Origin of the sequence: Stenotrophomonas sp. GD03654, assembly GCF_029845105.1 — a bacterium.
GTDB lineage: Bacteria > Pseudomonadota > Gammaproteobacteria > Xanthomonadales > Xanthomonadaceae > Stenotrophomonas > Stenotrophomonas africana.
Genome location: NZ_JAOCLC010000008.1, coordinates 90,768 through 102,710, shown reverse-complemented (window position 1 = coordinate 102,710; position 11,943 = coordinate 90,768). Strand labels below are relative to the sequence as shown.

Here is an 11,943-nt window from a genome sequence, read left to right as displayed (position 1 = left end):
ACTCCACCGCGATCTCATACCCCGCATCGGCATGGCGCATCACGCCGGTGGCCGGGTCGTTCCACAGCACACGCCCAATCCGCTTGGCTGCCGCCTCGGTGCCGTCGCAGACGATCACCATGCCGGCGTGCTGCGAGAAGCCCATGCCCACGCCACCGCCATGGTGCAGCGACACCCAGGTCGCGCCGCTGGCGGTGTTGAGCAGGGCGTTCAGCAGCGGCCAGTCGGACACCGCATCGGAGCCGTCGGCCATCGCTTCGGTTTCGCGGTTCGGCGAAGCGACGCTGCCGCTGTCCAGGTGGTCACGACCGATCACCACCGGCGCCTTCAGTTCGCCGTTGGCGACCATCTCGTTGAAGGCCAAGCCCAGGCGGTCGCGGTCACCCAGGCCGACCCAGCAGATGCGCGCCGGCAGGCCCTGGAACTTGATCTTCTCGGCGGCCATGTCCAGCCAGCGGTGCAGGTGCGGGTTGTCCGGAATCAGTTCCTTCACCTTGGCATCGGTCTTGGCGATGTCTTCCGGATCGCCGCTCAGCGCGGCCCAGCGGAACGGGCCGATGCCGCGGCAGAACAACGGGCGGATGTAGGCCGGCACGAAACCGGGGAAGTCGAAGGCATTGGCCACGCCTTCCTCCAGCGCCATCTGCCGCAGGTTGTTGCCGTAGTCCACGGTCGGCACGCCCAGTGCGTGGAAGCCGAGCATGGCGCGGATGTGGTTGGCCATCGACGCGCGCGCGGCCTTCTCCACTTCCTTGGGGGCGGAAACGCGCTTCTCATCCCACTGCTCGACGGTCCAGCCCTGCGGCAGGTAGCCGTTCACCGGGTCGTGCGCGGAAGTCTGGTCGGTCAGCAGGTCCGGCTTGATGCCGCGCGCCAGCAACTCAGCCAGCACATCGGCGACGTTGCCGAGCAGGCCCACCGACGTCGGTGTACCGGCCTTGCACGACTCGTCGATCAGGCGCAGCGCTTCGTCCAGATTGTCGGTCCAGGTATCCAGGTAACCGGTGCGCAGGCGCATGTCGATGCTGCTCTTGCGGCACTCGACGGCCAGGCAGGAGGCGCCGGCCATCACGGCAGCCAGCGGCTGTGCGCCGCCCATGCCGCCCAGACCGCCGGTGAACAGCCACTTGCCGGTCAGGTTGCCACCGAAGTGCTGGCGGCCCATTTCCACGAAGGTCTCGTAGGTGCCCTGCACGATGCCCTGCGCGCCAATGTAGATCCAGCTGCCGGCGGTCATCTGGCCGTACATGGCCAGGCCCTTCTTATCCAGCTCGTTGAAGTGGTCCCAGTTGGCCCAGCGCGGCACCAGGTTGGAATTGGCGATCAGCACGCGCGGCGCATCGGCGTGGGTGCGGAACACGCCCACCGGCTTGCCCGACTGCACCAGCAGGGTCTGGTCATCGTCCAGGCGCTTGAGCGTTTCGACGATGGCATCGAAGCTTTCCCAGTCGCGTGCGGCGCGGCCGATGCCGCCGTACACCACCAGTTCCTGCGGGCGTTCGGCCACGTCCGGGTGCAGGTTGTTCATCAGCATGCGCAACGGCGCTTCAGTCAGCCAGCTCTTGGCGTTGAGCGTGGTGCCGGTCGGCGCGGCGATGGTGCGGGACGGGTCGTTGCGGGTCATGCGGCGCTCCGGTTCGTAGCGAATTCAAGGCAGGCGTTGAGCACCTGCGCGAGGGTATGGCGCAGCGGTGCGGCGTGGTCGGGGTCGAGCGGGGTGGGCCAGCTGTGTTCGTCCACCTGGTCCGGCAGGGGTTCGTGCATGTAGCCACGGCAGGCCAGCTCCATCTGCAGGCTGTGCACGCCGCCGGCGATGTTGCTGTAGTGGCGGGTGATCCAGCCGCCCTTGAAGCGGCCATTGCGCACCTGGCTCATGCCACTGATCCTGAGCAGGTTTTCAACCACATCGCTCAGGGCGTTGTCGCAGGACGTGTCCGGCGCACCCGAAGGACCGGCGGTGCCCAGGTTGAACTGCGGCAGTTCGCCGTCGAACAAGTGCGGAATATGCGAGCGGATCGAGTGCGCGTCGTACACCACCACGGTGCCGTGGCGTGCACGCAGGCGCGTGATCTGCGAAGCCAGCGCATCGTGGTAAGGCAGGAAATACGTGTCGCGGCGACGTGCGATTTCCGCGTCATCCGGTTCGCGCCCGGCGTGGTACAGCGGCTGGTTGTCGAAGGTGGTCAGTGGGCACAGGCCGGTGGTGTTCTGGCCCGGATACAGCGATACGCCGCTGGGATCGCGGTTGAGGTCGATCACCGAACGTGAGATCGCCGAGCGCACCGTGGTGGCGCCCATGCCGCGCACGAAGTCGTACAGCTCGTGCACCCACCAGTCAGCATCGCGACGGGCCAGCCACGGCGAGTGGTAGTCGCCGATCAGGTCGTGCGGCAGTTCGCTGCCGGTATGCGGGAAGCTGACGATCAACGGGGCGTCGCCCTCGTGCACCGTCAACCATTCGGGATGGGCATTCATGCCTGCGGTTCCACGGTCGGCAGCAGCTCTCCCAGGCCCTGCGCCAGTGCACCGCTGCGCACAAGATTCGTGGCGGTCACCATGTCCGGGTGGAAGTAGCGGTCTTCTTCCAGCGTCGGCACCTGCGCACGCAGGGTGGCGCGCACGGTTTCCAGCGCGGCGCTGGAGCGCAGCGGCGCATGGAAGTCGCAGCCCTGCGCAGCGGCCAGCAGTTCGATGCCGATCACGTTGGCGGCGTTCTCGGCCATCTGCATCAGGCGCCGCGCGCCGTGCGCGGCCATCGACACGTGGTCTTCCTGGTTGGCCGAGGTCGGGATCGAATCAACACTGGCCGGGTAGGCACGCTGCTTGTTTTCCGAGACCAGCGCAGCCGCGGTCACCTGTGGAATCATGAAGCCGGAATTCAGGCCCGGACGCGGGGTCAGGAACGCCGGCAGGCCGGACAGGGCCGGGTCGACCAGCATCGCCAGGCGGCGCTCGCTGATCGAACCGATCTCGCACACCGCCATGGCCAGCATGTCGGCGGCGAATGCGACCGGCTCGGCGTGGAAGTTGCCACCGGACAGCGCCTCGCCGGTATCGGTGAACACCAGCGGATTGTCGGACACGCCGTTGGCTTCGATTTCCAGTGTGGTCGCGGCCTGGCGCAGGATGTCCAGCGCCGCGCCCATCACCTGCGGCTGGCAGCGCAGGCAGTACGGATCCTGCACGCGCACGTCGTTGTCGCGATGCGACTCGCGGATGTCCGAACCCTGCATCAGCGTGCGCAGGGTGGCGGCGGTGGCGATCTGCCCGCGCTGGCCGCGGATCGCGTGGATGCGCGGGTCGAACGGCGTGTCCGAGCCCTTGGCTGCTTCCACCGACAGCGCGCCGGTCACCAGTGCGGCCTGGAACACGGTCTCGATCTCGAACAGGCCGGCCAGTGCATAGGCGGTGGAGAACTGGGTGCCGTTGAGCAGCGCCAGGCCTTCCTTCGCGCCCAGTTCGATCGGCTGCAGGCCGGCACGTGCCAGTGCGTCGGTTGCGGGCAGGCGCTCGCCGCCGATGAAGGCTTCGCCCACGCCCAGCATCACGCTGGCCAGGTGCGAAAGCGGGGCCAGGTCACCCGAGGCACCCACTGAGCCCTGCGCGGGCACCACCGGCAGCACGCCCTTGACCAGCATCGCTTCGAGCAGCAGCAGGGTTTCCTCGCGGATGCCCGACGCACCCTGCGCCAGGCTGACCAGCTTCAGCGCCATCATCAGGCGCACCACGCTGGCCGGCATCGGCTCGCCCACGCCGGCGGCATGCGAGAGCACGATGTTCCGCTGCAGGGTAGCCAGATCTTCGCGCTCGATGCGCACGCTGGCCAGCTTGCCGAAGCCGGTGTTGATGCCATACACCGGCGCGCCCTTGGCGACGATCGCGGCGACTGCAGCAGCACTGGCGCGCACTACCGGCAGCGCGCCCGGGTCCAGTGCAAGTGGCGCACCGCGATAGACCTGCCGCCACTGGGCAAGAGTGACATGGCCGGGGCGAAGAACCAGGGTGTTGCTCATGTGTTGCTCCAGGAGGCAGGCAGGTCGGGCTGTCCGCGCACCACGCGCGCGTGCAGCGGGTTGAATCCCATGCGATAGACCAGGTCGGCGGGCGCGTCGATGTCCCAGATCGCGAGGTCGCAGTCCAGGCCCACGGCCAGTCGCCCGATGCGCTCGCCATGGCCCAGCGCGCGCGCCGCTTCACGGGTGAAGCCGGCGATGCACTCGTCCACGGTCAGGCGGAACAGCGTGGCGCCCATGTTCATCGCCAGCAGCGGGCTGGTCAGTGGCGAGGTGCCCGGGTTGCTGTCGGTGGCCAGCGCCAGTGGCACGCCGGCCGCACGCAGCGCGGCGATCGGCGGCAGGGAGGTATCGCGGGTGAAATAGAAGGCACCGGGCAGCAGCACGGCGACGGTGCCGGCGGCGGCCATCGCGGCAATGCCGGCGTCGTCCAGATGTTCGATATGGTCAGCCGACAGCGCACCGAAGCCGGCCGCCAGTTCGGCACCATGCTGGTTGCTCAACTGTTCGGCATGGATCTTGATCGCCAGCCCGTGCGCGCGCGCTGCTTCGAAGACCTGACGGGCCTGTGCCGGCGAAAACGCGATGTTCTCGCAGAAGATGTCCACGGCCTCGGCCAGGCCTTCGGCGGCAATGGCCGGAATCATCACCTCGCACACTTCGTCGGTGTATTCCTGCGCCTCTCGGCCGGGTGGCACCGCGTGCGCACCGAGGAAGGTGGTCACCACGTTGACCCGGCATTCCTCGCCCAGCGCGCGCGCCACCTGCAGCTGCTTGCGTTCGTCTGGCAGGGTCAGGCCGTAGCCGGACTTGATCTCGATCGTGGTCACGCCTTCGGCACGCATCGCCAGCAGGCGCGGCCGGCTTTCGCGGGCCAGCTGTTCCGGGGTGGCAGCACGGGTGGCGCGTACGGTGGAGACGATGCCACCGCCGGCACGGGCGATGTCGGCATAGCTGACGCCCTGCAGGCGCTGCTCGAACTCGTTGGCGCGGTTGCCGGCGTAGACCAGATGGGTGTGGCAGTCGATCAGGCCGGGCGAAATCCAGCGGCCTTCGCCATCGATGCGGGTGGTTGGCTGCAGCTCGGCATCGCTGCCGGCTGGACCGACATGGACGATGCGGCCGTCAGCGCAGGCCAGTACGCCATCGCGGATGACACCCAGCCCTTCGCCATCGAGGGTGATCAGGTGAACGTTGGACCATAGGGTATCGACGTGCATGGCATCCACAACGCGGCTGTGCTTATATGTCTATACAATATAGGCGTCCATTTCGGGTTGTCCAGCCATGTCGGATTCGCGTTCCACGCACTGTTTCCATGCCGCCCACGTCCTGCTGGCCGACGGCTGGGCCCGCGATGTCCGCCTGCAGGTGCAGGACGGCCGCATCACGGCGATCCACCCGGGGCAGGGCGGCCAGCACGGCGACACCCGCGTCGGTATCCTGGTGCCGGGCCTGCCCAACCTGCACAGCCACGCTTTCCAGCGCGGCATGGCCGGCCTGACCGAGATCGGCGGCGGCGACGGTGACAGTTTCTGGAGCTGGCGTGAGCTGATGTACCGCTTCCTGGCCCATCTGCGCCCGGACGCGGTGCAGGCCATCGCCGCCCAGGCCTACATGGAAATGCTGGAAGGCGGCTTCACCCGCGTCGGCGAATTCCACTACCTGCACCACGACGCCGATGGCCATGCCTATGCCAACCGCGCCGAAATGAGTGCGATGATCGCGGCGGCGGCCGACCAGACCGGTATCGGCCTGACCCTGCTGCCAGTGTTCTATGCACATGCCGATTTCGGCGGCGCGCCGCCGAATCCGGCGCAGCGACGCCTGATCCATGACGTAGAGGGATTTGCGCAGTTGCTGGACGCCGCCAAGCCGGCACTGGGCGCGCTGCCCGACGCGGTACTCGGCATTGCCCCGCACAGCCTGCGTGCAGTCACCGGCGAGGAATTGAGTGCATTGCTGCCGCTCACCGGCGGTCCGGTACACATCCATATCGCCGAGCAGGTGCGCGAAGTCGAGGCCTGCCTGGCCTGGAGCGGCCAGCGTCCGGTGCAGTGGCTGTACGACCATGCACCGGTCGATGCGCGTTGGTGCCTGGTGCATGCCACCCACATCACCGATGACGAGCGCGCGGCCATTGTGGCCAGCCGGGCGGTGGCCGGCCTGTGCCCGATCACCGAAGCCAACCTGGGTGACGGTCTGTTCCCGATGCAGGCGTTCGCGCGCGAGGGCGGGCGCTTCGGTGTGGGCTCCGATTCCAATGTGCTGATCGACGCGGCCGAAGAACTGCGCCTGCTTGAATACGGTCAGCGCCTGACCCTGCGCGGTCGCAACGTGCTGGCGCCGGATGCCACCCGCAGCACCGGTCGCTTCCTGTTTGAAGGCGCACTGCACGGGGGCGCACAGGCCCTGGGCGTGGCCGCCGGCCTGCAGGTGGGGGCCAGTGCCGACCTGGTCGAGCTGGATGCTGAGCACCCCGCGTTGCAGGCGCGGCAGGATGACGCATGGCTTGACAGCTGGGTGTTCGCCGCACGTAATGGCGCGCTGCGATCGGTCTGGCGCCATGGCCGCCAATGCGTGGCCGAGGGCCGCCACCTGCAACGCGAGGCGATCACCACCGCCTTCGCCGCTGCGCTGAAGGGCGTGCTGGGCTGATCGCCTCCCGCCACAGAGACCCCATTACGTGAAGGCCAGCAAGTCCGCCACGCTCAACCAGCGTATCCGCAGCGATCTGGAAAGCCGCATCCTCAGCGGAGAATGGGCGCCGGGCTTTCGTATTCCGTACGAACACGAGCTGATGGAGCAGTACGGCTGCTCACGGATGACGGTGAACAAGGTGCTGACCGCGCTGGCCGAGAGCGGCATGATCGAGCGCCGCCGTCGCGCTGGCTCGTTCGTGGCGCGGCAGCCCCCGCACCTGGAGCAGGTGGCGCTGGAGATTCCCGATATCGCGATGGAAGTCGGCTCGCGCGGCCATCAGTACGCGTATCGTCTGCTGCAGCGCGACCTGCGCCTGGCCAATGCCCGCAATGCCGGTGAAGTCGAGCTGGCCGGCCAGGAAAACCTGCTGGCGATGCGCTGCCTGCATCTGGCCGACGGCCGCCCGCTGGCACTGGAACATCGCCTGATCAGCCCGGTGGGTGTGCCCGAGGTGCTGGACGTCGATTTCAACACCACCGCGCCGGGTAGCTGGCTGTTGCAGAACGTGTCGTGGACCCGCGCCCAGCACCGCATCAGCGCCTGGGGCGCGGACACCGCCACCGCCAAGCTGCTGGACGTGAAGCCCGGCACCGCCTGTCTGGTGATCGAGCGCCTTACCTGGCGCGGCGAACAGCCGATCACCCGTGTGCGCCAGGTGTTCCTCGGCGACGCCTGGGACCTGGTCGCGCGCTTCGCGCCTGGGGCGCGCTAGGGTCGACCCCGCTCGCGCATCTCGCAGCATTGGGCTGAACAGGCGCCATGTAGAGCCGAGCCAATGCTCGGCTGCTGTTCGCGCGATGCGATTGAGTCGAGCGTGGCTCGACTCCACAAGGGCATCCACGCATGGCGTTGATCTACGGACAGCCCAATCAATACGTAGCGCACTGCCGCCAGCGCACCGGCTCATCCACGCCGGGGCGGGCGTTGAGCTGGATGCGCACGTTGCGCAGGGCGGGGTAGTGCAGCACTTCCTCGCAGACCTGCGGCCACACCGCGTCCAGCTCGCCGGTGCGGTTGATGGCCAGCGTCTGCCGGGTCAGCCAGACGCCGCTGGCGATCCCAGGCTTGCCGGCCAAGGCGCGGGACAGATCGGACTGGAAGCGCTCCAGGGTGGCGGCATCCGGGTTGGCGTTGCTGCGTGCGTCGGTGGAGGGTGTGGCCGGTGCAGGCGCGGCGGCCGTTGGCATGCTGGCGGGCGCCGGCGCCGGCGCCGGTTCGGACGCCACCTCAACCGCAGGCGCGACCGGCGCGGAGGCGACCGCCACCTTGGCAACGGGCGGGGCGTTCTGCACATGCAGCCCTTGCAGGCCCAAGCCGACCAGCAGGCCCAGCGTGGCCGAACCCAGAGCGGCAATGGCGATCCGGCGCAGGGCTTCATGGCGGGCGCTGGCGCGCACACGGGTTTCGATTTCCGCCGGAAGATAGGGCTGCAGCAACGGCCACAGGCGCGGGCCGTCCAGCACCTCGACCGCCTGCTTCTCGGCGGCGCTGCGGCCGTCGCGTTCCATCCGGCCTTCGGTCAGCAGCACGCCGCCTTTGGCGCCGGCCAGGCGCGCGGCCGCACCCAGTTCGTTCACTGCGGCGGTGCCGATGCGGTACGCAAGGCCGTGCTTGCACGACACCAGCCAGCTGTTGGGGCCGTCACTGAGCAGGAAATCGCTGCTCGGCTCACGGGATTCCTCGCCCGGGTCATTCAGCTCTCGCAGGCCGCGCTGCTCGCGCAGCATGCGCTTGACCAGTACCGAGAATTCGCGCCAGTGCATGCCGGCCAAGGCCTGCAGGCCGAGTTGCATCTCCTTCTGCCGCCGCTTGATCCACCACAGATAGACAACGGCCAGGGAACAGGTAAGCAGGGCCGACAGCAGGGCCAGGATCCAGGGGAGCATGCAGGAGTAGGGCGGAAGGGGCGAAAGCGGAGAGCGACAGTGTAAAGGTCGCGGTGCCCGGCTGGGTCAGGATGTTCCTGACAGGAAGCGTGATGGAGCGCGCAGATCGGTATACGGCGGACACGAAAAACCCGCCAATCCTGAAGCCGTGAGGGGAGGGAACAAACGGCAGCCGAAGCGATTGGCGGGTTGCTCGCGATTGTCAATCAAATTTTATTGCATTGCAACATGCGCCCGGTCAGGGCACGCCGCCGGGTGACTGGTGGCTGCCAGGTGCGGGGGCATCGGCGCCCGAGGCCGCACGGTTTTCCAGCTTGGCCAGCCGAGCGTGCAGGGCGTCGATGCGGGCCTCCAGCGCAGTCACCTCGTCGGCAGTGGGTACGTGCAGGCGCTTGAGCACGCCCTGCACCTGGTCATCAAAGGCCTTCTCAACCTTGGTCCAGGTGCCGGAGGCCCTTTCGCGGGCCTCGTCCAGCGAGGTCTCGACGTTGTCGCGCCAGCCCGGACCCTGTTCGCCGTGGCGTTCACGGCGGCGGGCCTCCCAGGCTTCGCCTTCCTTCACCAGACCATCAAAGAAGCGGCTGCCTTCAGCCTGTGCACGGCCAAGAGCGCCCAGGCCGGCCAGCCAGACCTGCTGCGCCGAGTCACTCAGCTTGCGCGAGAAGCGCTCGGCCTGGTCACCGAACGAGGCGTCGTCGTTGCGGCGGTCGTCGTTTTCGTAGTGGTTCATCGCACTTCCCGTGGGAGTTGGGCCTGTCCCGAGAGTAGCGCGCGTTGGCGTTGCACGGCCGTGACGGCCGCCGCCGGGGTTCAGCCCAGCTTTTCCTTCAGCACGCGCTGGATCTCGCCTTCGACCATGCCCTTCATTGCCGACAGCAGGAAGCCGAGCTTGGCGGTCACGCGCACGGCGCCCGGCTGCAGTTCGATCGCACCGTCCACGCCGCTGCCGGAGAAATTCAGTACGTCGGCGGTCCAGGACGACTTCAGGCCGAAGCGCTCGGACAACTTGGCGGCAACCTGTTCGATCGCGGCGCGCGCCTGTGCGTCGGGCAGGGCGTGGGCGTGGCGGACATCGATGGTGGACATGCAGGCTCCTGGCGCAGGGCGGGGATGATCAATGAGGGCGAGCATTGTGCGCATCGAGGGCCTCCGCGCCAAGCACTCATCGTGGGTTCTTCTTCGTTGGCGGCCAACCTGCTAGGCTGCGCCGCGTGCAGAACCTGCTTGTTCACTTCAGTCAACAACAACAGCCCGACCAGCCGCTGAGGCCCGGGGTGCAACGCATCGTGCGCCAGGCCAACGGCAGTGTGCGGCTCGGCGATGCCGGCAACGGCGCCCTGCTGCTGGCGCAGTTCTGCATGGACGATCGCGGCCTCTGGTTGCAGGTCGGCAACGGCATCCGCGGCATCCACGTGAACGGCCGCCCGGTGCGGCGCATGGCGCTGCTGCGTGCGGGCGATGCGGTGTACGTGGATGGTGTGGAGATGGTCCTGCAGGGCGAGGTAGAGAGCCTGCTGCAGGCGCCTGCGCCGAAGAACGACGACGGCTCCGATGAGCAGCAGCGCCTGCTGCGCGGCGTCGGCGGCCTGCACCATGGCCGCAGCTTCACCCTGTCGCGAACCCGCTTGGTCGGTCGCGGCGGCGACGCCGACATCGAGATCAATGAGCCGGCCTTCGCCGAACAGCACGCCCGTGTGGAAGTGCATGGCGAGCGCGTGCTGCTGCGCGATCTGGGCAGTGCCGACGGCACCCGGGTCAACGGCGTGGCCGTGCGCCACTGCTGGCTGCAGGCGGGCGACCAGGTGGTGTTCGATGGCCAACACCGGTTCGTGCTGGAAGTACCGCATGACCCACGCCGACGCCCGCTGCCGGATGAAGACGAGTCCAGCCAGGACGCCGAGCAGGCGCCGGTGCTGCCGGCCGTGCCGCGCAGGGTCCGGCGCTGGCCGTGGCTGCTGGTCAGTGCGCTGCTGCTGGCCGCGCTGCTCAGCCTGCTGCTCTGGTTCGGCGCGCGCTGATCTGCTTCCGCTGGGGCTGCTTTGGTAGATGCCGGCCTTGGTCGGCACGCTCCTTCGGTGGCCATGACGCCTGACGGCGTGTGCCAACCAAGGTTGGCGGCTACCGGTGCTGTGCGCCCGGCCAATGGATTCCAATGAAACCAAATTTCCCTTGCGCCACAAGGCCGCAAGGCTGGTGCACTGCGGCATACTAGGGATCTTGCCCCACAGGTGTGACATGACGCGCGCGTTCAACTTCAGTGCCGGCCCTGCGACCTTGCCGGAATCGGTCCTGCGCCAGGCGCAGGCGGAAATGCTGGACTGGCACGGTACCGGTGCCTCGATCGTGGAAATGAGCCATCGCGGCGCGGAATTCATGTCCGTGGCCGCCGAGGCCGAGGCCGACCTGCGTCGCCTGCTCGATATCCCCGAAGACTATGCGGTGCTGTTCCTGTCCGGTGGTGCCACCACCCAGCAGGCCTTGATCCCGCTCAACTTCGCCGCCCCCGGCCAGCGCGCCGATTACGTGGTCAGTGGCCACTGGGGCAAGACGGCGGTCAAGCAGGCCGGTGTCTACGTCGACGTCAACATCGCCGCCAGCAGCGAGGCCAACGGCTACCGCGAGCTGCCGGCACGTGCCGACTGGCGGCTGTCACCCGATGCCGCCTACGTGCACATCACCGCCAACGAGACCATCCACGGCGTCGAGTTCCGTGATGTGCCCGACACCGGCAACGTTCCGCTGATCGCTGATTTCAGCTCGTCCATCGCCAGCGAGCCGCTGGACGTGCGCCGTTATGGCGTGATCTATGCTGGCGCGCAGAAGAACCTCGGCCCGGTCGGCATCGCGGTGATGATCATCCGCCGCGACCTGCTCGAGCGCAGTGGCCAGCCGCGTGCGGACATCTTCGATTACCGCTCGCACGTCGCCCGCGATTCGATGCTCAACACCCCGCCGACCTGGAACTGGTACCTGGCTGGCCTGGTGTTCAAGTGGATGCTGGCCGAAGGCGGCGTGGCCGAGTTCGCCAAGCGCAACGCCGCAAAGGCCGCGTTGGTTTACGGCGCCATCGACGGCTCTGGCGGCTTCTACCGCAACGAGGTCGCACATGCGGCCCGTTCGCGGATGAACATCCCGTTCTTCCTGCCCGATGCCGAGCTCGATGCCCGCTTCGTCGCCGAAGCCAAGGCCGCTGGCCTGCTGGCGCTGAAGGGGCACAAGGTGGTCGGGGGCATCCGCGCCTCGCTGTACAACGCCATGCCGCTGGCCGGGGCCGAGGCGCTGGTCGCCTTCATGGCCGATTTCCAGCAGCGTCACGGCTGAGCAATGAACGGCGCGCACCG

11 protein-coding genes are annotated in these 11,943 nt (G+C 67.9%); 4 read left to right on the top strand and 7 right to left on the bottom strand.

All coding sequences use genetic code 11. The annotated features are described in order from the left end of the window. The 4 genes from hutU to hutI form a co-directional block, all read right to left on the bottom strand. Positions 1-1,624 (bottom strand): urocanate hydratase (gene hutU / locus N5J73_RS05490; protein ID WP_279940708.1); only part of this gene is annotated, 1,624 nt, incomplete at its 3' end. After that, positions 1,621-2,475 (bottom strand): N-formylglutamate deformylase, encoded by an 855-nt coding sequence (gene hutG / locus N5J73_RS05485; RefSeq protein ID WP_049448567.1) that lies wholly within the window; start codon positions 2,473-2,475, stop codon positions 1,621-1,623. The genes hutU and hutG, both read right to left, overlap by 4 nt. Continuing rightward, entirely contained in the window at positions 2,472-4,013 is a 1,542-nt protein-coding gene (gene hutH / locus N5J73_RS05480) for a histidine ammonia-lyase (protein ID WP_049448565.1), read from the bottom strand. The genes hutG and hutH overlap by 4 nt, the downstream gene beginning before the upstream one ends. Next, positions 4,010-5,233 (bottom strand): imidazolonepropionase, encoded by a 1,224-nt coding sequence (gene hutI / locus N5J73_RS05475; RefSeq protein WP_049448581.1) that lies wholly within the window; start codon positions 5,231-5,233, stop codon positions 4,010-4,012. The genes hutH and hutI overlap by 4 nt, the downstream gene beginning before the upstream one ends. Before the next feature lie 67 nt (positions 5,234-5,300). Here hutI and N5J73_RS05470 point away from each other — a divergent pair, with 67 nt between their 5' ends. Together N5J73_RS05470 and hutC are read left to right on the top strand one after the other, a co-directional pair. Beyond that, complete coding sequence (locus N5J73_RS05470) at positions 5,301-6,671, top strand: formimidoylglutamate deiminase (protein ID WP_279940707.1); 1,371 nt, start codon at positions 5,301-5,303, stop codon at positions 6,669-6,671. Positions 6,672-6,699: 28 nt separating this feature from the next. Further along, complete coding sequence (gene hutC / locus N5J73_RS05465) at positions 6,700-7,428, top strand: histidine utilization repressor (RefSeq protein WP_049448561.1); 729 nt, start codon at positions 6,700-6,702, stop codon at positions 7,426-7,428. 157 nt (positions 7,429-7,585) lie between these two features. On the opposite strand, the gene N5J73_RS05460 is transcribed toward hutC, so the two are convergent. From N5J73_RS05460 to N5J73_RS05450, 3 genes are all read right to left on the bottom strand, one after another. Beyond that, entirely contained in the window at positions 7,586-8,602 is a 1,017-nt protein-coding gene (locus N5J73_RS05460) for a restriction endonuclease (protein WP_049448559.1), read from the bottom strand. Between the two features lie 238 nt (positions 8,603-8,840). After that, positions 8,841-9,332 carry a phasin family protein gene (locus N5J73_RS05455; RefSeq protein WP_049448558.1) on the bottom strand — a complete coding sequence of 164 codons (492 nt, stop codon included), beginning with the start codon at positions 9,330-9,332 and terminating at the stop codon, positions 8,841-8,843. A gap of 80 nt (positions 9,333-9,412) precedes the next feature. Then, positions 9,413-9,688, bottom strand: coding sequence for a polyhydroxyalkanoic acid system family protein (locus N5J73_RS05450; protein ID WP_005417302.1), 276 nt, complete (start codon positions 9,686-9,688; stop codon positions 9,413-9,415). 125 nt (positions 9,689-9,813) lie between these two features. Here N5J73_RS05450 and N5J73_RS05445 point away from each other — a divergent pair, with 125 nt between their 5' ends. Then, on the top strand, positions 9,814-10,620 hold the full coding sequence (locus N5J73_RS05445) for an FHA domain-containing protein (RefSeq protein ID WP_049448556.1): 807 nt from the start codon (positions 9,814-9,816) through the stop codon (positions 10,618-10,620). Between the two features lie 217 nt (positions 10,621-10,837). Further along, entirely contained in the window at positions 10,838-11,923 is a 1,086-nt protein-coding gene (serC, locus tag N5J73_RS05440; RefSeq protein ID WP_049448554.1) for a 3-phosphoserine/phosphohydroxythreonine transaminase, read from the top strand. Positions 11,924-11,943 lie beyond the last annotated feature (20 nt).